This window comes from Streptomyces aurantiogriseus (assembly GCF_014649375.1).
GTDB lineage: Bacteria > Actinomycetota > Actinomycetes > Streptomycetales > Streptomycetaceae > Streptomyces > Streptomyces aurantiogriseus.
In genome coordinates this window covers 580033-601018 of sequence record NZ_BMSX01000004.1, presented here as the reverse complement: position 1 = coordinate 601018, position 20986 = coordinate 580033, and the positions used below count along the sequence as shown (strand labels likewise).

General features: G+C 70.8%; 19 protein-coding genes and 1 pseudogene. 13 read left to right on the top strand and 7 right to left on the bottom strand.

The genetic code is table 11. The features are described 5' to 3' along the window. Window positions 1–16: 16 nt before the first annotated feature. From IE263_RS12260 to IE263_RS12235, 6 genes are all read left to right on the top strand, one after another. Entirely contained in the window at window positions 17–1870 is a 1854-nt protein-coding gene (locus tag IE263_RS12260) for an ATP-binding protein (protein ID WP_189935290.1), read from the top strand. Window positions 1871–1951: 81 nt separating this feature from the next. Continuing rightward, window positions 1952–3082 carry an acyl-CoA dehydrogenase family protein gene (locus IE263_RS12255; protein WP_189935288.1) on the top strand — a complete coding sequence of 377 codons (1131 nt, stop codon included), beginning with the start codon at window positions 1952–1954 and terminating at the stop codon, window positions 3080–3082. 37 nt (window positions 3083–3119) lie between these two features. Further along, on the top strand, window positions 3120–4691 hold the full coding sequence (locus tag IE263_RS12250; protein ID WP_189935287.1) for a 4-coumarate--CoA ligase family protein: 1572 nt from the start codon (window positions 3120–3122) through the stop codon (window positions 4689–4691). Next, window positions 4688–5431, top strand: coding sequence for an enoyl-CoA hydratase family protein (locus IE263_RS12245; RefSeq protein WP_189935285.1), 744 nt, complete (start codon window positions 4688–4690; stop codon window positions 5429–5431). The genes IE263_RS12250 and IE263_RS12245 overlap by 4 nt, the downstream gene beginning before the upstream one ends. Then, entirely contained in the window at window positions 5419–6036 is a 618-nt protein-coding gene (locus IE263_RS12240; RefSeq protein WP_189935283.1) for a TetR/AcrR family transcriptional regulator, read from the top strand. The genes IE263_RS12245 and IE263_RS12240 overlap by 13 nt, the downstream gene beginning before the upstream one ends. A 58-nt stretch (window positions 6037–6094) precedes the next feature. Further along, window positions 6095–6658, top strand: a complete 564-nt coding sequence (locus IE263_RS12235) for a hypothetical protein (RefSeq protein WP_189935281.1) — start codon at window positions 6095–6097, stop codon at window positions 6656–6658. Window positions 6659–6679: 21 nt separating this feature from the next. Here the strand turns inward: IE263_RS12235 and pdxH are convergent, their stop codons facing one another. Beyond that, entirely contained in the window at window positions 6680–7309 is a 630-nt protein-coding gene (gene pdxH, locus IE263_RS12230; protein ID WP_189935410.1) for a pyridoxamine 5'-phosphate oxidase, read from the bottom strand. A gap of 276 nt (window positions 7310–7585) precedes the next feature. Here pdxH and IE263_RS12225 point away from each other — a divergent pair, with 276 nt between their 5' ends. Next, window positions 7586–8686 carry a citrate synthase 2 gene (locus tag IE263_RS12225; RefSeq protein WP_189935279.1) on the top strand — a complete coding sequence of 367 codons (1101 nt, stop codon included), beginning with the start codon at window positions 7586–7588 and terminating at the stop codon, window positions 8684–8686. A gap of 16 nt (window positions 8687–8702) precedes the next feature. Here IE263_RS12225 and IE263_RS12220 read toward each other — a convergent pair whose 3' ends face one another. Both IE263_RS12220 and iscB read right to left on the bottom strand, forming a co-directional pair. Beyond that, window positions 8703–9731 (bottom strand): isopenicillin N synthase family dioxygenase, encoded by a 1029-nt coding sequence (locus IE263_RS12220; RefSeq protein ID WP_189935278.1) that lies wholly within the window; start codon window positions 9729–9731, stop codon window positions 8703–8705. A 588-nt stretch (window positions 9732–10319) separates the two neighbouring features. Further along, window positions 10320–11651, bottom strand: coding sequence for an RNA-guided endonuclease IscB (gene iscB / locus IE263_RS12215; protein ID WP_268256014.1), 1332 nt, complete (start codon window positions 11649–11651; stop codon window positions 10320–10322). 764 nt (window positions 11652–12415) lie between these two features. On the opposite strand from iscB, the gene IE263_RS12210 reads away from it, so the two are divergent. Together IE263_RS12210 and IE263_RS50325 are read left to right on the top strand one after the other, a co-directional pair. Further along, window positions 12416–13069, top strand: a complete 654-nt coding sequence (locus tag IE263_RS12210) for a maleylpyruvate isomerase N-terminal domain-containing protein (protein WP_189935275.1) — start codon at window positions 12416–12418, stop codon at window positions 13067–13069. 296 nt (window positions 13070–13365) lie between these two features. After that, window positions 13366–13641: pseudogene (locus tag IE263_RS50325) on the top strand (IS5 family transposase); the annotation flags it as partial. A gap of 10 nt (window positions 13642–13651) precedes the next feature. Here the strand turns inward: IE263_RS50325 and IE263_RS12200 are convergent. The 3 genes from IE263_RS12200 to IE263_RS12185 form a co-directional block, all read right to left on the bottom strand. Beyond that, window positions 13652–14173: a hypothetical protein gene (locus tag IE263_RS12200; RefSeq protein WP_189935407.1), complete on the bottom strand. Its 522-nt coding sequence runs from the start codon at window positions 14171–14173 to the stop codon at window positions 13652–13654. A 32-nt stretch (window positions 14174–14205) separates the two neighbouring features. Then, the gene (locus IE263_RS49705) at window positions 14206–15423 is read right to left on the bottom strand and encodes a S1 RNA-binding domain-containing protein (RefSeq protein WP_373311952.1); all 1218 of its coding nucleotides are present in this window, start codon (window positions 15421–15423) and stop codon (window positions 14206–14208) included. Between the two features lie 119 nt (window positions 15424–15542). After that, the gene (locus IE263_RS12185) at window positions 15543–16496 is read right to left on the bottom strand and encodes a LysR family transcriptional regulator (RefSeq protein WP_189935273.1); all 954 of its coding nucleotides are present in this window, start codon (window positions 16494–16496) and stop codon (window positions 15543–15545) included. A gap of 72 nt (window positions 16497–16568) precedes the next feature. Between IE263_RS12185 and IE263_RS12180 the strand changes: the two genes are divergently transcribed. The 3 genes from IE263_RS12180 (at window position 16569) to IE263_RS12170 (ending at window position 18982) form a co-directional block, all read left to right on the top strand. Beyond that, window positions 16569–17015, top strand: a complete 447-nt coding sequence (locus IE263_RS12180; protein WP_189935272.1) for a RidA family protein — start codon at window positions 16569–16571, stop codon at window positions 17013–17015. Next, window positions 17008–17466, top strand: a complete 459-nt coding sequence (locus tag IE263_RS12175) for a GNAT family N-acetyltransferase (RefSeq protein ID WP_229910925.1) — start codon at window positions 17008–17010, stop codon at window positions 17464–17466. Before IE263_RS12180 ends, IE263_RS12175 begins: the two co-directional genes overlap by 8 nt. 100 nt (window positions 17467–17566) lie before the next feature. Further along, window positions 17567–18982 carry a PAS domain-containing protein gene (locus tag IE263_RS12170; RefSeq protein ID WP_189935269.1) on the top strand — a complete coding sequence of 472 codons (1416 nt, stop codon included), beginning with the start codon at window positions 17567–17569 and terminating at the stop codon, window positions 18980–18982. A 208-nt stretch (window positions 18983–19190) separates the two neighbouring features. Here the strand turns inward: IE263_RS12170 and IE263_RS12165 are convergent, their stop codons facing one another. Next, complete coding sequence (locus tag IE263_RS12165) at window positions 19191–19946, bottom strand: SIS domain-containing protein (protein ID WP_189935267.1); 756 nt, start codon at window positions 19944–19946, stop codon at window positions 19191–19193. 323 nt (window positions 19947–20269) lie between these two features. Here IE263_RS12165 and IE263_RS12160 point away from each other — a divergent pair, with 323 nt between their 5' ends. Beyond that, window positions 20270–20962: an iron-dependent transcriptional repressor DtxR gene (locus tag IE263_RS12160; protein WP_067020955.1), complete on the top strand. Its 693-nt coding sequence runs from the start codon at window positions 20270–20272 to the stop codon at window positions 20960–20962. Window positions 20963–20986: the final 24 nt, after the last annotated feature.

Here is a 20986-nt window from a genome sequence, read left to right as displayed (position 1 = left end):
GACTTCAGGGGCTTCTGTGATCACTTCTGTGCTCGTGGCCAACCGCGGCGAGATCGCCTGCCGCGTCTTCCGCACCTGCCGTGCGTGGGGAATCCGAACGGTCGCCGTGCACTCGGACGCCGACGAGAACGCCCTGCACGCGCGCGTGGCCGACACGGCGGTACGGCTGCCGGGCGCGACGCCCGCGGAAACGTACCTGCGCGCCGACCTGATCGTGAAGGCGGCCGTGGCGGCGGGCGCGGACGCCGTGCACCCGGGGTACGGCTTCCTCTCCGAGAACGCCGACTTCGCGCGGGCGGTCCTGGACGCCGGCCTGGTGTGGATCGGGCCGGCGCCGGAGGCGATCGAGGCGATGGCGTCCAAGACGCGCGCGAAACGGCTCATGGGGCTCGCGCCCCTGCGCGAGGACGAGGTGACGGAGGCCGGCCTGCCGGTGCTGGTGAAGGCGGCCGCGGGCGGCGGGGGGCGCGGGATGCGCGTCGTGCGCCGCCTGGAGGAGCTGAGAGCAGCGCTGGAGGGCGCGCGCGCCGAGGCCGCGAGCGCCTTCGGCGACGGCGAGGTCTTCGTCGAGCCGTACGTCGAGAACGGGCGCCATGTGGAGGTGCAGGTGCTCGCCGACGCGCACGGCACGGTGTGGGCGCTCGGCACACGCGACTGCTCCCTTCAGCGCCGCCACCAGAAGGTGATCGAGGAGGCGCCGGCGCCCGGCCTCTCCGAGGAGCTCGCGGAGGAGTTGCGCACGCTGGCCGTGCGCGCCGCGCGCGCCGTCGCGTACGTCGGTGCGGGCACCGTCGAGTTCCTCGTCGCCGACGGCCGCGCGCACTTCCTGGAGATGAACACCCGCCTCCAGGTCGAACACCCCGTCACGGAGGAGATCTTCGGCCTCGACCTGGTGGCAGAGCAGATCCGCATCGCAGAAGGCCACGCCCTGCCCCCCGAGCCCCCACCCGCGCGTGGCCACGCCGTCGAGGCCCGCCTCTACGCCGAGGACCCCGCCAACGACTGGACCCCCCAGACCGGCACCCTGCACCGCCTCACCGCCCCGGAAGGCATCCGCCTGGACACCGGCTACGGCGACGGCGACGAGATCGGCGTCCACTACGACCCCATGCTCGCCAAGCTCGTCGCCCACGCCCCCACACGCGCGCAGGCCCTCCGCAAACTCGCCGGCGCCCTGGAGAGAACGACGATCCACGGCCCGACGACCAACCGCGACCTCCTGGTCCGCTCCCTGCGCCACGACGAGTTCACCTCGGCCCGCATGGACACGGGCTTCTACGACCGCCACCTCGCGAAGCTCACCGAGCCGGCCCCCGACCCGTACGCCCCCCTCGCGGCAGCCCTCGCGGACGCACACGGCCGCTCCCGCTTCGGCGGCTGGCGCAACCTGCCGTCACAGCCCCAGACCAAGCGCTACGCCGTGGCCGGCGAGGAACACGAGGTCCACTACCACCACACGAGGAACGGCCTGACAGCCGACGGAGTCCACGTCGTCCACGCCGGCACGAGCCTGGTGATCCTGGAGGTGGACGGCGTCCGGCGCAGGTTCGAGGTGGCGAGGTACGACGACCAGGTCCATGTGAACACCACGGCCCTCACCGCCCTGCCCCGCTTCCCCGCCCCGACCACCGAACGCGCCCCGGGCTCCCTGCTGGCCCCGATGCCGGGAACGATCGTCAAGATCGCAGACGGTCTCATCACCGGATCGAGTGTCCAGGCGGGCGAACCGATCGTGTGGCTCGAAGCGATGAAGATGCAACACGTCATCGCGGCCCCGGTGACGGGGACGGTGACGGCGTTGCCGGCGAGTCCAGGACAGCAAGTGGAGATGGGGACGCTCTTGGCCGTGGTGGAGAGCAGCCGACCCTAGGGGCGCCGGGCTGTATCGACATGCGGCTCCGCCGCGACGGGGAGCGACCCGCCACAACGAACCCGCACCCGAAGGAGCACCGTGACCACCCTCATCGAATCCGAAGAGCACAAGGCCCTCCGCAAGGCGGTCTCGTCCTTCGCCAGGAACCACCACGACATGGGGAACAGGGCCCTCTGGCAGGAAGCAGCCAAGCTCGGCTACATCGGCGTCAACCTGCCGGAGGCATACGGCGGTGGCGGCGGCGGTATCACCGAACTCTCCCTGGTCCTCGAAGAGCTGGGCGCCGCGGGCAACCCCCTCCTCATGATGATCGTCTCCCCGGCGATCTGCGGCACGGTGATCACCCGCTTCGGCACGGAAGCCCAGAAACAGCAGTGGCTCCCCGCGCTGGCGGACGGCTCCCGCCTCATGGCCTTCGGCATCACCGAACCCGACGCCGGCTCCAACAGCCACCGCATCACCACCACCGCCCGCCGCGACGGCACCGACTGGCTCCTCACCGGCCGCAAGGTGTTCGTCTCCGGCGTCGACGTCGCCGACGCGACCCTGATCGTGGGCCGCACGGAAGACGCCCGCACGGGCCGCCTCAAGCCCTGCCTGTTCATCGTCCCGCGCGACGCGCAGGGCTTCATCCGACACCCCATCGACATGGAACTGCACGGCACGGAGAAGCAGTTCGAGCTGGTCCTGGACGACGTGCGCCTGCCCGCCGACGCCCTCGTCGGCGACGAGGACGCGGGCCTGCTCCAACTCTTCGCCGGCCTCAACCCCGAGCGCATCATGACGGCCGCCTTCGCGATCGGTATGGGCCGCCACGCCCTCGCCAAAGCCGTCGAGTACGCGCGCGAGCGCACCGTCTGGAACACCCCCATCGGCGCCCACCAGGCCATCGCCCACCCCCTCGCCCAGGCCCACATCGATCTCGAACTGGCCCGCCTGATGATGCAGAAGGCGGCCCACCTGTACGACGCGGGCGACGACGCCGGCGCGGGCGAGGCCGCCAACATGGCGAAGTACGCGGCCGGAGAGGCCTGCGTGAAGGCCGTCGACCAGGCCGTGCACACCCTCGGCGGCAACGGCCTCACGCGCGAGTTCGGCCTCGCCTCGTTGATAACAGCCGCCCGCGTGGCTCGTATTGCTCCGGTGAGCCGGGAGATGATTCTCAACTACGTCTCCCACCAGACCCTGGGCCTGCCCAAGTCGTACTGAGAAGCACAGTGTTGTGCTGGTCGCGCGAGGAGGAACCATGTTCCGCAGCGAGTACGCAGACGTCCCGCCCGTAGAACTCCCCATCCACGACGCCGTGCTGGGCCGCGCCGCCGAGTACGGCGACCAGCCGGCCCTCGTCGACGGCACCGACGGCACCACCCTCACGTACGAACAGGTGGACCGCTTCCACCGGCGGATCGCCGCCGCCCTCGCCGAGGCCGGAGTCCGCAAGGGCGACGTGCTCGCCCTGCACAGCCCCAACACGATCGCCTTCCCGACCGCCTTCTACGCCGCCACGCGCGCCGGGGCCACCGTCACCACCGTGCACCCGCTCGCCACGGCCGAGGAGTTCGCCAAGCAACTCGGCGACTGTGCCGCCCGCTGGATCGTCACCGTCTCACCGCTGCTGGAGACGGCCCGCAGGGCCGCCGAGATCGCGGGCGGAGTCGAGGAGATCTTCGTCTGCGACAGCGCCCCCGGCCACCGCTCCCTGATCGACATGCTCGCCTCGGCGGCCCTCGAGCCACAGGTGGACCTCGACCCGGTGGCGGACGTCGCCGCCCTGCCGTACTCCTCCGGCACCACCGGCATCCCCAAGGGCGTGATGCTCACACACCGGCAGATCGCCACCAACCTCGCCCAGCTCGAACCGGCGATCTCCGCGGGCCCCGGCGACCGCATCCTCGCCGTCCTGCCCTTCTTCCACATCTACGGCCTGACCGCCCTGATGAACGCCCCCCTGCGCAGGGGGGCCACCGTCGTCGTCCTGCCCCGCTTCGACCTGGAGACCTTCCTCGCGGCCATCCAGAACCACCGCATCACCGGCCTGTACGTGGCCCCACCGATCGTCCTCGCCCTCGCCAAACACCCGGCGGTCGCCCAGTACGACCTGTCGTCCCTGAAGTACGTCATCAGCGCGGCCGCCCCCCTCGACGCCGACCTCGCCGCCGCCTGCGCGAAGCGCCTGGACCTGCCGCCCGTCGGCCAGGCCTACGGCATGACAGAACTGTCCCCGGGCACCCATGTCGTCCCTCTGGACGCCATGAGCGACGCCCCCGCCGGCACCGTCGGCAAGCTCATCGCCGGCACCGAGATGCGCATCGTCTCCCTCGACGACCCCGACAAGGACCTCGCCGTCGGGGAGGCGGGCGAGATCCTCATCCGGGGCCCCCAGGTCATGAAGGGCTACCTGGGCCGCCCCGACGCCACCGCCGCCATGATCGACACCGACGGCTGGCTGCACACCGGCGACATCGGCCGCGTCGACGAGAACGGCTGGCTGTTCGTCGTCGACCGGGTCAAGGAGCTCATCAAGTACAAGGGCTTCCAGGTGGCGCCCGCCGAACTCGAAGCCCTGCTCCTCACCCACCCCGGCATCGCCGACGCCGCCGTCATCGGCGAGTACAACGACGACGGCAACGAAGTACCGCACGCGTACGTCGTCCGCCAGCCCACCTCCCCGGACCTCTCCGAAGGAGAGATCGCCATGTACGTCGCCGAACGGGTCGCCCCCTACAAGCGCGTCCGCCACGTCACCTTCATCGACGCCGTGCCCCGCGCCGCCTCCGGGAAGATCCTCCGCCGACAGCTCAGGGAGGAGCGCGCATGACAGAACTGATCGGCCGCACGCGCGCGCGGGGCATCGAGACCCTCAGCCTCGACGCGACCGACACCCGCAACGCCCTGTCGCGCGCGCTCGTGGCCGGCCTCACGGACGCGCTCAAACAGTGCGGCAAGGACCCCGGCGTACGCGCCATCGTCCTCACCCACACCGGGAACACCTTCTGCGCGGGCGCCGACCTGCGCGACCCCCCGCCCGCCAAGGCCCTCACCGGCCTTCTGGAGCGGATCGTCAAGCTGCGCAAACCCGTCGTGGCCCGCGTCGCCGGCCACGTACGGGCAGGCGGCCTGGGCCTGCTCGGGGCCTGCGACATCGCGGTCGCCTCCGACGCGGCCACCTTCGCGTTCACGGAGGTCCGCATCGGCGTCGCGCCCGCCGTCATCTCGCTGCCGCTGCTGCCCCGCGTCGCCCCGCGCGCCCTCGCCCGCTACTGCCTCACCGGCGAGACCTTCGGCGCCACCGAGGCGGCCCGCATCGGCCTGATCACCCAGGCCGCCGGCGACCTCGACCTGGACGAGGCCCTCGCCCCCGCCCTCGACGGCCTGCGCCGGGCCTCACCCTCGGCCCTGGCCCGGACGAAGGAACTCCTCACGGCTACAGTGCTGGAGGCCTTCGTCGAGGACGCGGGCGAGATGAACAGGCTCTCCGCCTCGTTGTTCGCCCAGCCCGACGCCCGCGAGGGAATGACGGCCTTCCTCGAACGACGGGATCCCCCATGGGTGTTGTGACCACGGCCGACCGCGTCCCGGGCGACCGCGCCCCCAAACAGGACCGCAGCCGGGCCACCCGGCAGCGGCTCCTGGAAGCTGCCGTGGCCTGCCTCGCCGAACACGGCTGGGCAGGCTCCACGGTCTCCGTCGTCGCCGAACGCGCCGGCGTCTCCCGGGGCGCCGCCCAGCACCACTTCCCCACCCGCGAGGACCTGTTCACCGCCGCCGTCGAATACGTCGCCGAGGAACGCTGCCTCGCCCTGCGCGCCCTGTTTCCCCAGGGCGCCGCAGGAGACCGGCGCGCGGTCGTCTCCGCCCTCGTCGACCTCTACACCGGCCCACTGTTCCGCGCGGCCCTCCACCTGTGGGTGGCCGCCTCCAACGAGGAGCAGCTGCGCCCACGCGTCACCGAACTCGAGGCCCGCGTCGGCCGCGAGACCCACCGCACAGCCGTCGACCTCCTCGGCGCCGACGAGTCCCGGCCCGGCGTCCGCGAGACCGTCCAGGGCCTGCTGGACATGGCCCGCGGCCTGGGCCTGGCCAACCTCCTCACGGACGACCGGGAGCGCCGCGAGCGGGTGGTGACGCAGTGGGCGGGGCTGCTCGACGAGACGCTGGGCTGAGGGCGTCGTCCCTGGCGCGACGGCCGGCGATGTCAGTGCCGGGACCTACGCTTCCGGCATGGGAGACACGTACCAGACGATCGCCGACCGTGACGCGACACCGGAGGAAGCGCCGCGCCTCGCACGGGACGTGGTGAACTGGCTCGTCGCCGAGGGCATCGTGCTCGCCGAGGCGGAACCGGGCTGGGGGCTCGGGGAACACCCGGCCCATCCTCCCGGCCCGCACTGGCACAAGGCGGTCGACGACGCCCGCTGGGGCGCGCCGGAGGGCGTCGCCGTCCACACCGAGCGGCACGTCTTCTACAGCAACTTCAACAGCGGGGGACCGGTCCCGGTCAGCTGCCCGTACTGCGGGACAGGCGTCCCCGACCAGTCGTCCGCGGTGTCGCTGCTGTCCGCCGCGATGGACGAGTGGTACGCGACCGGCACGGCCGACGTCGAGTGCCCCGCATGCGCCCGGACCGTCCCCCTGCCCGCCTGGAACTGGACCGACGACCACCTGGCCTTCGTCCACCTCGGCTTCAGGTTCTGGAACTGGCCCCCGCTCAGCGAGGAGTTCCGCGCCCGGGTGGCCGAGTTCCTGCCGGGACACCGCACGGCGTTCCTCCCGGGCAAGGTATGAGGAGCCCCGGCGACGGGCGCCTCACGGGCAGAGGCGCTCCACGCGCCAGCTCCCGTCCGCCTCCGCCACGTACCGCAACCGGTCGTGCAACCGGTTCTCCCGCCCCTGCCAGAACTCCACCGACTGCGGCGCCACCCGGAAACCACCCCAGTGCGGCGGCACCGGTACCTGCTCACCCTCCGGATAGCGAGCCGCCAGCTCCGCGTAGGAGACATCGAGGTCGGCACGGGTCACGATCACCGAGGACTGCGCGCTGGCCCACGCACCCAGCTGCGAGCCGTGCGGCCGAGTCCGGAAGTACGCCGCCGTCTCGTCCCGCCCGGTCCGCCGGGCCACGCCCTGCACGATGACCTGCCGCGCCATCGCATGCCACGGGAAGAGCAGCGAGACGTAAGGATTCTCCGCGAGATCACGGGCCTTGCGGGAGTCGTAGTTGGTGTAGAAGACGAAGCCCTGCTCGTCGAAGTGCTTCAGCAGCACCGTACGAGAACTGGGCCGCCCCTCGGCGTCCGCCGTGGCGACGACCATGGCGTTCGGCTCGAACAGATGAGCCTCCGCCGCGGCCTGCTTGAACCAGCGCGCGAACTGCTCCACCGGCGTCGCGGCCAGCTCGGACTCGGCGAGACCCTCGGCCCGGTACTGCTTGCGCATCGAGGCGGGATCGGGAAAGACGGCGTCTGCGGCGTTCACGCGGTCATCTTGCCGTATCGAACGCCACCCCACAGAGGGTGGCACTCAGTGCCACAGGGGCTCCCCAAAGGTGGCACTCGGGGATTATGGTGCTGAGGCCATCCCGGTGGGGTGACCGCCGGCCCCACGGGGCATCACTGGGATGACCGCCAGGACCGCGAGTCCCCGCACACCCACGTGCACAGGACCGTGGATCCACCGGCGCCACCTGTCGCACACATCACGAGGAGCCGCCCGATGTCCGACTTCGTACCCGGACTCGAAGGAGTCGTCGCGTTCGAGACGGAGATCGCCGAACCGGACAAGGAGGGCGGCGCACTCCGATACCGGGGCGTCGACATCGAGGACCTGGTCGGCCACGTCTCCTTCGGCAACGTGTGGGGCCTGCTCGTCGACGGCGCCTTCAACCCCGGCCTGCCCCCCGCCGAGCCGTTCCCCATCCCCGTCCACTCCGGCGACATCCGCGTCGACGTCCAGTCCGCCCTCGCCATGCTCGCCCCCGTCTGGGGCCTCAAACCCCTCCTCGACATCGACGCCGAACAGGCCCGCGAGGACCTCGCCCGCGCCGCCGTCATGGCCCTCTCCTACGTCGCCCAGTCCGCCCGCGGACAAGGCCGCCCCATGGTCCCCCAGCGCGAGATCGACAAGGCCCAGTCCGTCGTCGAACGCTTCATGATCCGCTGGCGCGGCGAACCCGACCCCAAGCACGTCGCGGCGGTCGACGCCTACTGGACCTCGGCCGCCGAACACGGCATGAACGCCTCCACCTTCACCGCACGCGTGATCGCGTCCACCGGCGCGGACGTCGCCGCCGCCCTCTCCGGCGCCGTAGGAGCCATGTCCGGCCCCCTCCACGGCGGCGCCCCCTCCCGCGTCCTCGGCATGATCGAAGAGATCGAACGCACCGGAGACGCCGAGGCCTACGTCAAGCACGCCCTCGACAAGGGCGAACGCCTCATGGGCTTCGGCCACCGCGTCTACCGCGCCGAAGACCCCCGCGCCCGCGTTTTGCGCCGCACCGCCCGCGAACTGGGCGCCCCCCGCTTCGAGGTCGCCGAAGCCCTGGAGAAGGCCGCCCTGGAAGAACTGCACGCCCGCCGCCCCGACCGCGTCCTGGCCACCAACGTCGAGTTCTGGGCGGCCATCATCCTCGACTTCGCCGAAGTCCCCGCGCACATGTTCACCTCGATGTTCACCTGCGCCCGCACGGCCGGCTGGTCGGCGCACATCCTGGAACAGAAGCGCACCGGCCGCCTCGTCCGCCCCTCCGCCCGCTACATCGGCCCCGGCCCCCGCAACCCCCGCGCAATCGAGGGCTACGAGGACATCGCACACTGAGCCGACCAGCGGACCATCACGCGGGGCTGAGCAGCTCCGCGTGATGCCGCTCCGCCACCAGCGGATGCGCCCGCAACTTCCCCTTCAGCTCATTGAACCCGTACTCGGCGAACAGCGGATTGGCCGGATCGTCGGTCACACCGGGCGCGACGGAGGCGTGCGGGAAAGGCAGCGGCTCCACCCGCGCGTCCAGCCGCGGATTGAAGAAGAACGGCACGGAGAACCGCTCGACAGCGCTGGGCGGCGAAACGACCCGGTGATTGGTGGCGACGAGGTACCCGTTGGTGGCCACCTCCAGCAGCTCCCCGAGATTGACGACGAAGGCGCCCGGCAGCGGCGGCACATCATGGAACAGCCCGTCCTCCCGCTGCACCTGAAGCCCACCCACCTGATCCTGGAGAAGCAAGGTCAGGAACCCGTAGTCCTTGTGGGCCCCCACACCCTGACCGGCCCCGTCGCCCGCACTCCCCGGATACCGCACCAGCTTCAGATGCGGATGCGCCCGCTCCCCGAAGACCGGGTCGTAGAAGTCGGCAGGCGCCCCGATCGACGCGAGCAACTCACGCAACAGCTTCTCGGCGACAGCACTGAGCCGCTCGATCCACGCCAGCGCGGCCACCCGCAGCTCAGGCAGCCGCGCGGGCCACTGATTGGGCCCCTGCAACCACCAGTAAGCCGGCTCACCCGGCCCCGGCACCCGCGCCGCCCGCTCAGCCCCGATGTCCAGCTGATCCCGCCAGTCCTGCCGCCCACCCGTCCGCTCGTCACCGGTGCGGGTGTACCCCCGGAAATGCGGCGAGCGCACATTGTCGATCGCCAGCCGCTCCGCCTCGGGCAGAGCGAAGAACCGCCGCATGGCGGAGAGGAGATCCTCGGTCTCCCGCTCACCGACCCCATGGCCGACAAGCTGGAAGAACCCCACATCATGCGCCGCACTGTGCAACTGCGCGTGCAACAGCGCCCGGGCCTGCGGCCCACGGTCGGCGGCGGAGAGATCGATGATCGGCAGTTGCTGGTACGACGGCTTCGTCGACAGATTCGTCATGGTGCATCCGCAGGGTGTACGGGTCCCACGCGACCGCCGTGGGTGAGGCGGCGCACGGGTGCCGGATGGGCAGAAAGGGAGAAACGCAGGCGGCTGTGGAAAACCACGAAACCGCTGAGGAAGGCCGGACAGCTCAGACGGAGCGTCGACAGCCCATGCTCGTGACGCGGACGTAGTCCACGTGGCGGCGCCGAACGAGCGAAAGCATGCCCCCAGCGTACTGCCTGACAGAAGATCCGTACGTGTCGCGGATCACGCACCGAAAGATCTACGGAACGGACCGTCGGGTGGCGGGGTGGCGAGGCAACAGAGCCACAAACGCAGGCGACCCGCGAGTCTGGTCCTCCAGAGGAGGGGCCGGCCGGACGTACCGGCGACTCGCGGGTCGGGTGACTGCGTTGGATTGGCCGGCTGCGTGCGTCTCACACACGCTGGTCCGGCGCCGCACTGGGTGTGGTGGCGGGCCGCTAGCCCGCAGTCACCTCACGAGTCCGGGATTCACACATCTACCGGATCACCTCCTTTCGCGTGTACATCGCACCTTAAGAACCGCTCGACCACCAGGCAACTGTTTTTCCGAGATGTTGACTACGACGACTCCGGCCGGACGTCATAGCCGTATCCGTCGCCCCGCTGCAACAGCTTGAGATGCCAGTGGGAGACGTTGAACCGCCCCCTCGGCGTCATGAGGCTGTGCTGCCCCCTGGCGCGGACCGAGATACGGCCGGTCCATGTCCCTGCCCACTTGCCGGACGGCATCACGGCACGTACGAGGTCTCCGGTGGCGTATCCGAAGTGCTGCTTGGCGCGGGACCGCAGCAAGCGTGGGAATCCGTACCGGTCCGGAGTGGTCCGGGCGTAGGAGCCGCGTCCGGTGGCCTTGGTGACGAGGACGTGGCGAGGGGACCGCACGATCTTGTCGCCGTTCGTGTGATCAAGAGGTCCGACGGACAGGGCATCCAGGGTGTGTGTCTTGGCCAGGCCCATCGCGTCCCGGTTCTCCTTGGTGAGCCAGCCGGGCCAGGCGTGCACGGGCGGACCAAGGGTGCTCAGCGCTTCTGCGAGCTGTCTGCAGGTCGTGTTCATGGCGGCCGCGTCGGTGAGAGGTGTCTTGATCTGCTGGAGGATCCGGGCGAGACGGCCGGGCCGGTGGGCCAGGAAGGTTTCCACGGGTTTGCTGCCCTTGGCCTGGTTGCAGGGGGCGCAGGCGAGGACGAGGTTGGAGATCCGGTGGGAGCCTCCCCGACCTCGGGGGCTGAGGTGCTCGATGTTCAGGGGGATGCCGGTGGCGTCGCAGTAGGCGCAGGCGTTGTTCCACTTGGCGCGCAGGTAGGAGCGGGCGTTTGTGCCGGCGAGCGGGCCTTGCGCGTACTCGGTTCCTCTGAGGGAGCGGCCCGCGCTCATGGAGTGGGTGTCGAAGGTGACGTGTTCGATGTGGATCTCGGTGACCGGTGCGTAGCGGCAGAGGCGCTTGGCCTGGGAGATGGTGGTGTCGACGCGGTGGCGTAGGGAGGGTGGCAGCCACCCTGGCGCGGTGGTGCGGTTGTTTGAGCGGCGGGCTCGGTAGCGGAGGTTGGCTGAGCGGCGCCGGTGGCGGTATCCGGCGCGTTGGCGCATGCAGGCGCGGATCTGGTCGCCGCGGTGTTGGAGTTCGACGGAGGACAGCCCGCGTCGGACGATGACGGTGGTGCCCTGTTCGTCGGTTTCCTTCTTCTCGTCGGTGAGGGCGAGTCCGGTGCCCCTGGATCCGGGGTCGATGCGCAACTGCACGCCGTCGACCTCCGACTCGGCTCGTGTGCGGTCCTTGAGGCGGATGGTGAAGGGCACTTGGCGGGCGACCACGGCTCGTTTTTTGCCGAGGAGTTCGCGGGCGCGGGCGGGATGGCAGGGCATGAGGGGCTGTCCGTCTTTGGACAGCACGAAGACTCTGCTGGCGCCGGCTCCGCCCTCGTACAGCTGGTTGGTTGTGGGAGCGTCACCGCTCCTGTTCTCTGCCGCCTGCGTCGCCGTGGCAGCGCTCTTGGCGTGACGCCGACGGGTACGGGTGCTGTGCCCGCCGGTCTCCCCTCGCCCATGTTCCCTGCCGGTGTCCCGCGTGGTGGCGGGGTGTCCGTGAGCCGTTTCGTCCCTGCTCCCGGGGGTGTCTGCTCTCACGGATTCCAGAGCAGGCTGCTGAGGAAGCACAGCCTGGTGGGTCTGTTGGCCTGCAGGAAACGTAGTCATCCGGGGCACCTCCCTGATCCTGCGGATCGTGATGACTGGGGCTGGTCACTCGACGACCTTGCGGTCGGGGAGCGAGTGACCTCCTCTCCGAAATATGTAGCTGACGCTAGTCATCGAGGCGGGGCGGGAACGCCGAACTCGACAAAATTCGCCCGTCTGTGCGAGATCCTCAAATCTCTCGAACGTGAGGTCGATCCCTGTGTTAGGGGCTTTCGTGGGAGTGAGGGCAGCCTTTTCAGGGTCGTCGCATGGGAGCCGTCAACCAAGCATTGGTCCAGCGCCAGCCCACTCGTCCGGCGCAGCTCGGTCAGGAGTACCGCCGGCCGGCGCCGCGCGGTCGGGCACCGGAAGCCGGCCTGGGCCCAAGTGGCGACGCTTGCATAGGCGAGTCGGCCGTCCGGGTATGAGTCGACCGTTCCCGTACGCTTGTCCGCCTTCCGGTACGGCACTACCTTGCCGAAGTGGATCTGTTCTCGCGCTCTTGGACGGCGTTGCGCACGGCGGTCGACGGACTTTCGGAGCAGGACTGGGAACGGCCGTCCGGCTGTACGGGCTGGCTTGTGCGGGACCTGGTGTGTCATCTGGTCATCGACGCCCAGGACGTCCTGATCACGCTGGTCACGCCCGCTGAGACCGAACCGACTGTGGACTCGGTCACCTACTGGAACCTTGTCGAGCCCCCGACGGGTGAGGACCCGCTGGACGCGCTGATCCCCCGGCTGGCGGCCGCGTACGGCGAGCCGAGGTGGCTCAAGTTCCATTTCGACGACGTCGGCTCCGCCGCCGGGCGCGCCGCCGAACTCGCCGACCCGGGCGTCCGCGTCAGCACCCGCGACGAAGTGCTGACGGTCGGCGACTACCTGTCCGCGTATGTCGTGGAATGGACACTGCATCACCTCGATCTGATCGCGCACCTGCCCTCGGCCGCCGAACCGCCCGCAGAGACCCTCGCGGCTGCCCGCGCGTCGCTGGAGAAGATCGCGGGGGCGCCGATTCCGGCGTTGTTCTCCGACAAGGACGCGCTGCTGGTGGGGACCGGGCGTCGCGTTCCGACGGACGCCGAGAAAGCCGCGCTGGGTGAGCTGGCCGAGAGGATCCCGCTCGTGCTCGGCTGAACGAGCCAAGGCCATGATCCGCTGGCTTCGATGGCTTACCGGACAAGTCCTGGGCCTGTCCGGCGGATCATGTGACCGCCGCTCCTGGATCATTCTTCGGTCGGGTCGGGTCGGGGCGGGGCGGGGCGGTCTGACGAACGGCTCGAATCACGGCACGGTACGGCGACTGGAGCCGACATGGCAGGGGCCTGAACCGCGTCCGTCTTGTCGAAGCACTCCTGGCGCTGCGTATATCCCAGACGTCTCGCTCTGGCCCCTGCCGACCGGTCCAACCGGCCAACCCACATGCCTATTAGGCGTACGCCTCCCGTAAGAACCGCGCCTACCTGCGCCACCGTGGGATCCGCTGCACCATCCCGGACAAGGCCGACCAGGCGCGCAACCGCCAGAGGCCCGGCTTCCGTGGCGGTCGGCCGCCGCATTTCGGCCCGGCCGACTACCGCGAGCGTCACGCGGTCGAGTGCGGGATCAACCGCCTCAAGAGGCACTGCGCTGTCGCCACGCGATACGACAAGCTCGCGGTCCACTACGAGGCGACCGTCCTCGTCGCTGCCATCAACGAGTGGCTGTGACCCTCCGCCGTCACGCGGTGGGATCCACGTTCCACGCCGCAGGCAGATCGCTGCCGCAGAAGACACAGACGAAGTCGTCCTCGCGCACGATGTTGTGTTCCTGGCAGTCGGGGCACCGCCGGAATACCACCTCGTGGGTGAAGCCGGAGGGCCGCCCGAGCTCTACGTCGTCCAAAGCACGGGCGACTTCCGACCAGGAGCTGATGTCCGGGCGGTATCCGGTGGACTGGTTGCTGACCTCGCTCACGACCCACCGGTCTGCCTCGCGCACGAAGCTCATCTCGCCGGCACTCAAAACCATGTCTCCGCCGGCACAAGCCACGTGCTCGCTTCGTCGCGGCGCCAGTCGAAGCACACCGTCCATACCGACCACGAAGGTGAACGGTTCGGCCAGCTCCGCCGCCGATTGCTCAGCGATCCAGCTGCCGAAGTCAGCCGCCGAGCTGATCCGGCACCCGCCGCCACCAGGCCGGACCGCAGTCTTCAGCTCGACCGGTCCGACATATCTGTAACTCCGCCCCCGCGCACTCACATCAGCCAACCTAGAGCACTCCGACACACGCCCTAGTCGCCGATGAACCACAGGTAACTGCCCGGCGTTGCCGCACACGCCTCAAGCAGCTCGGCGAGGTCAAGCAGAGCCGCTTTCTGGTGTTCGTCAGTGCATTGTTGTGCCAGGGCGGCGACTTCCTGGAGGGCGGCTTGGGCTTCTTGCTCGTTGAACAGCGTGTCGCCGTATGGATCTATCCAGCCGAGCTTGCCCGCGCTGTGCCGATCGAGCGTGCTCAGTGCTCGTGCCAACGTTTCGCCGTGCTGGTAGGACCCTCGCACCAAGGTGTCCCGGGACGACCGTCCGCGTGCGGGCCGCCCCGAGTGCAGTTCCAGCTCGATTCCCACTGATCCCTCCCGTTGCCTCAACCCCGAGCTTCGCAGAGATCCTTTGTTGGGCATGACGTGGTGCTCGGGTGAGGTCTGTCGCCGCGAGAGGGTCATCCTGCGGCGCTCCCGGTCGATTTCGGTAACGACGACGGTGACCTCGTCACCGACCTGGACGACCTCTTCCGGCGCGTCCACGGGCGTCCCTGTGAGCTCTCGGAGCGGGACCAGGCCCTCGATCCCGTCGGCGACCTGGACGAAGACGCCGAAGGGGACCAGCTTGGTGACCTTTCCGTGGAGCGTCCGGCCCACCGCGGTGTCGTCGGCGAATGCCGGGAAGGGGTCCGGCTGGGTTGCTCGGAGGGAGAGTCTGGCTTCTCCGTTCCAGGTGTCGAACTGGAGGAACTCGCACGAGACGCGCCGGCCGACCTGGACGACGTCCGAAGCTGCTTCGAAGCGCCGCCAGGACAGTTCGGGGAACGTGATGAATCCGACCCCGGGGAAGACCGGGTGGTCGGGGCCGTCGTCCAGGGCCACGAACACGCCGAACCGTTCGATCGCCGCGATGGCGCCCGTGAGGATGTCCGTGCGTCGCAGTGATGCGAGGAAGGCCCAGAGCTCCGGGTTCTCGGTGGCGGCCGTCGACAACTGGACCCGGCCTTCGTCCACGTCGACGGCGATCACCTCGGCGGTGATCCGCGAGCCGACCTCCACAGCCGCAGCCGGGTGCCGACCCCATGACCGGTCCAAGGGGCCGACCGTTCCCAACGGGCGCGTGGGAAATCCGTCCAGGGTCACTGTCACCCCGTGACGTGTGACCTCTGTGGCCGTCCCATGGCAGACGTCACCGACGTGGATCGTTGCCAGAAACCTTCGGCGGGCCTGATCGTCAGACGGTCCGTCCATGTCGGCAGCGTCTCATGACGCCCCCATGCGGTCCTCGCCGGCCGTGCCTGGCGGAGCGGGTGCGGGCCCTCTCCTCAGCAGGTGTGCCAGAACTCGTCCGTCTCCATGGAGGGACTCTGTCACGAGGGTCTGACATCGTCCGGTCCGGCATCGTCCGGTCCGGCATCGTGCCGTCTGGCCTCGTGCCCCGTGGCCGTCGCCAGCAGGTGCCCCACCAGCGGATTCCGGTCCTCCGTCCGTCGCGCCACCGCCACCGTCGTACGGGCCGTCGGCGGGTCCACGGGGCGGAAGGTGACGCCCTCCAGGCGGGTGCGGCGGATGCCCGCCGGGGCGAGGGAGACGCCCAGGCCGGCCTCGACCAAGGCGCAGACCGTCATCCACTCGACGGCTTCCTGGGTGACCTGCGGGGTGAAGCCGGCTGTGGTGCACAGGGTGGTGATGCGGTCGTGGAGGCCGGGGCCGGCTTCGCGGGGGAGGAGGATGAAGGGGGTGTTCGCGAGGTCGGCCAGGGGGACCGTGGTTCCTGCGGCCAGGGGGTGGGTGGCCGGGAGGACCGCTACGAAGGGTTCGGTCAGGAGGGGGGTGAAGGTGAGGTCGGGGTCCTCCGGCGGCGGTTCCCGTAGGAGGCCTACGTCGATGGCGCCCTCGCGCAGCGCGGTCAGTTGGGGGCCGGTCGTCATCTCGAGGAGGTCCAGGTGGACGCCGGGGAAGCGGTCGCGGTGGGTGCGCAGGAGGTCCGGCAGCACGGTCAGGGCGAGCGATGCGGCGAATCCGACGCGTAGTCGGCCGGTGTGGCCGTCGCCGGCGGCGCGGGCCGCGGCCAGGCCGTCGGCGAGGCCGGTGAGGGCGCGCCGGGCGGCGGGCAGGAGCGCGTGTCCGGCGGGCGTGAGGGTGACCCCGCCCGGAGCACGGGTGAACAGGGGGTGGCCGACCTTGTCCTCCAGGCGGCGGATCTGCTGGCTCAGGGGCGGCTGGGCGATGCCGAGGCGGTCGGCGGTGCGGCCGAAGTGGAGCTCCTCGGCGAGGACGACGAAGGCGTGCAGTTGGGGGAGGGGGAGTTCCGGGCGGTTCATATCTCCAGAGGTATCAGTGGCGGCGTCTTCGCGTATTGGACGTATCTTCCCTGCTCACCTACCGTTCCGGCCATGACCGAGCGACGTGCCATCCTCAGCGGCTCCCTGTTCGAGGAACGGATCGGCTACGCCCGGGCCGTCGTCGACGGTGACTGGGTGCATGTGTCGGGGACGACCGGCTACGACTACGCGACGATGACCATCTCGGACGATGTGGTCGAGCAGGCCGAGCAGTGTCTGCGGAACATCGGTGCCGCGCTCGCGGAGGCGGGGTGCGGGTTCGCCGACGTCGTACGGGTGCGGTATCTGCTGCCCGACCGGGACGACTTCGAGCCCTGCTGGCCGGTGCTGCGCCGGCGCTTCGGGGAGGTGCGGCCGGCGGCGACGATGATGGTGTGCGGGCTCGCCGATCCGCGGATGAGGATCGAGATCGAGGTGTACGCGCGCAGAGGTGACGCGTCGGCCCCGAATTCCGTTGACGCGCGCGCGGGGGCACGCTTGCCTGCTGCCCGTGACTGATCTTCGTACAGAGCCCGTCGCCGGCGACGCCATGCTCGAACAGTGGCGGTACGTCCACAACACGATCGTGCCGCCGGCCGCGATGTCCCTCGACGAGGTACGCGCGCGTGCGGCCCGCTACCACTTGGAGAACGCCTACGTCGGTGATGTCCTCGTCGGCTGCACCACCGTGCGGCCGCCGGAGGGTGAGGAGGCGGTGGCGACGGTCATCGCGCGCGTGCTGCCCGCGTACCGCCGCCGCGGCCACGGCACCGCCCTGTACGAGCGCGGTCTCGCGCACGCGCGTGTGCTGGGCGCGCGGGCGGTCGAGACGTGCGTGCTGGCCGTCAACGAGGACGGCCTGCGGTTCGCGGAGGCGCGTGGCTTCGTGGAGACCGAGCGGTACGTGCTGGACGGCGAGAGCGATCTCTGGGTCGACCTGCGGCTGGCCGCCGCGTGCCCCACTCCGTAGGCGCTGCAACGATTCCTCTGCAATCTTGCGGGAACCATATGTGGGCTGCGTCACGTTCGAGTTGAATAAGGGCAAGTGAGCGAACCTGCAGGGGGTTCAGGTGAGTGCTTCCCGGCGTAGTGGGACCACCGACGAGCTGGGTCCGGACGAGCCCGAGCGGGCCGGCCCGGTGGGCCCGGACGGCTCGGACCTGCTCGCCGCGCTGCTCGACGGGATGGACGCGGCCCTGTGCGCCTTCGACGCCGACGGTGTCGTCACCCACTGGAACCGTGAGGCCGAGCGCATCCTCGGCTGGAGTGCCGAGGAGGCCGTCGGCCGGCGCGGCTTCGCCGGATGGGCGGTGCGTGAGGCGGATGCCGAGGAGGTCGAGGGCCGCCTGATGTCCGCCATGCGCGCGCCGGGCCGGCAGGTGCACGAGTTCGCACTGGTGACCAAGGACGGCGGCCGGGTCCTCGTGCGCACCCAGTCCGCCGCCGTCCGCGGCCCCGACGGCAGGCCCGCCGGCCTGTACTGCGCGTTCAGCGAGGTGCACGCCCAGATCGACCTGGAGCGCTCCATCGCGCTCAGTGAGGCCCTGTTCGAGGACGCCTCCTGGGGCGTCGTCCTCGTCGACGCCGACCTGCGGCCCGCCGTGGTCAACGCGCACGCCGCCCGCGCGCTCGGCACGGGCCGTACGGCTGTCCTGGGCCGCCCGCTGGGCGAGCTGCTCACCCGCGGCGTCGAGGAGCTGGAGAACGCGCTGACGCACGTCCTCGCGGAGGGTGCTCCGCCGGCCCCCGCCGAGATGTGGGTCGGGGTGCGCACCCCGGAGGGCGAGAAGCGGCGCTGCTGGCGCAGCGGGTTCCTGCGGCTGGCCTCGCCGCTGGCGGAGGAGCCGGTGCCGCTGGGGGTCGGCTGGCTGTTCCAGGACGTCACGGAGGCCAAGCAGGGCGAGCAGGAGGCCGCGCTGCTGCGCTTCCGCGCCAACCAGCTGCACCGCGCGTCCCGTGCGGCAGCCGAGTGCGAGGACCCGGCGGAGGCGGCCACCGTCCACCTCGACTTCGCGCTGGCCGGTTTCGCCGACCACGCCGTGATCGACCGTGTGGCGGGCGCTCCGACGGCCGACGGGGAGACCACCGGGCCGCCCCGGCTGGCGCGGGTCGCGGCCACCCCGTCCGGCGGCCCCGGCCCCAGCGCCCTCACCGGCCACGCGGGCCTGCCCGTGCGCTACGCCGAGGGCCATCCGGCGCTGCAGTGCGTGGCCCGCGCCGGCTCCGTGCGCGCCTCCGCCGGCACGGTGGCCCCGGACCAGGCCCGCGAGTGGGCTCGCGCCCGCCAGTGGCCCGAGGACACCGTCCACGCCCTGTGCGCGGTCCTCCGCAGCCGCGGCCGCACCCTCGGGGTCGTCACCTTCCTCCGCGGCGCGGCCCGCACCGCCTTCGAACGCTCCGACGCGACGTACGCCGAGGACGTCGCCGTCCGCATAGCGGCAGCCCTGGACCTGGCGGGGCCGCCCGGGGGCGGCGGGGGCGCCTGACACGGCACCGTACGGGGCGCTCGCGAGGGGGCGGGGAGGCCTCACGCGGGCGCCTGACACGGCACCGTACGGGGCGCTCGCGAGGGGGCGGGGAGGCCTCACGCGCGTGTGGCGGCGGACCAGCGGACCCAGCGGACCGGCGTCCCAGCGGATCAGCGGCTCAGTAGCCCACCGGCTCAGTGGCCCACCGGCTCAGTGGCCCACTGCCTCAGTGCCGGTAAAAGATCCGGTCCCCGTACTCCTCCATGATCCGCCCGTTCCACTCGTGCCCCCCGTCCACGTTGCCGGAGCGCAGCAGTGGCGGCTCGATGCCGCGGTCGGCGAGGGAGGCGGCGGTGGTGGCCATGACGGCCTGGAGGAGGGCTGCGGTGACGACGGTGGAAGCGGGGGCGAAGGGGGCGGGGACGGTGTCGAGGGTCAGTTCGGCGTCGCCGACGGCGATCTTGGAGTCCAGGACGACATCGCAGTGATCCTTGAGGAACGTCCCCGACACGTGCCGGGACGTCGTCTGCGCCGCGTACGCGACCGACGTGACGCCGATGACCTTCACCCCACGGGCGCGGGCGTTGAGGGCCATCTCCACGGGCAGGGCGTTGCGGCCGGACAGGGAGATGATCACGAGGGCGTCGCCCGCCCGGAGGGGGGAGGTGTCCAGGACGGCGGCGGCCAGGCCGTCGACGCGCTCCAGGGCGGAGCCGAGGGTGGCGGGCATGACGTCGACGCCGACGACGCCGGGCACGGCGAGAAGGTTCATCAGCGCCAGGCCGCCGGCCCGGTAGACGACGTCCTGCGCGGCCAGCGAGGAGTGGCCGGCGCCGAAGGCGAAGAGGCGCCCGCCGGACGCCACGGTGTCGGCGAGGAGAGTGCCCGCGGCCTCGACGGCCTCGGCCTCCTCGTCGCGGACCCGGTGCAGCAGGCCGATCGCGGCGTCGAAGAACTGGGCGGCGGGCGTGCGGTCGCTCATCCGAAGGGCCCCTTTGGCGTGTCCGGTGTCCGGTGTCCGTGTCCATGTTCGTGTCGCGGATCACGGTGCGGTCTGGACCAGTTCGCTGTCAATACGGTGCGACATGCCGCCCGGCGGTGTCCTGCGGCCGGGTGCGACAGCGCCTCGGCGGCGGCCTGGCGGCGGGCTCCCGGGATCGTCACCAGGATCACGCCCTCTGACGTAACCGCCTCGTTTCAACGGCGCGGCACGCTTGTCAGTGGTATCCGGCAGAATTGAAGCCAGGGCCAGCGCACGCGCCGGAGAGCCGTCGAGCCTTCGGCACATCTCATCGAGGGGCATGTATGTCCGGACTGATCGACACTACGGAGATGTATCTCCGCACCATCCTCGAGCTGGAGGAGGAAGGTGTGGTCCCCATGCGTGCCCGGATCGCCGAGCGGCTCGACCAGAGCGGGCCGACGGTCAGCCAGACGGTGGCCCGCATGGAGCGCGACGGCCTGGTCTCGGTGGCCAGCGACCGGCACCTGGAGCTCACGGACGAGGGCCGCCGACTGGCCACGCGCGTGATGCGCAAGCACCGCCTCGCCGAGTGTCTCCTCGTCGACGTGATCGGCCTGGAGTGGGAGCAGGTCCACGCCGAGGCCTGCCGCTGGGAGCACGTGATGAGCGAGGCCGTCGAGCGCCGCGTGCTCGAGCTGCTCCGGCACCCCACCGAGTCGCCGTACGGCAATCCGATCCCGGGCCTGGAGGAGCTGGGTGAGAAGGACGGCGCCGACCCCTTCCTGGACGAGGGCATGGTCTCGCTCGCCGACCTCGACCCGGGCCTGGAGGGCAAGACGGTCGTCGTACGCCGTATCGGCGAGCCGATCCAGACGGACGCGCAGCTGATGTACACGCTGCGCCGGGCGGGCGTGCAGCCCGGTTCGGTGGTGAGCGTGACGGAGTCGGCCGGCGGTGTGCTGGTCGGCAGCGGCGGCGAGGCGGCCGAGCTGGAGGCGGACGTCGCGTCCCACGTGTTCGTCGCCAAGCGCTGAGCCAAGGGCTGAGCCGGGCGCCGA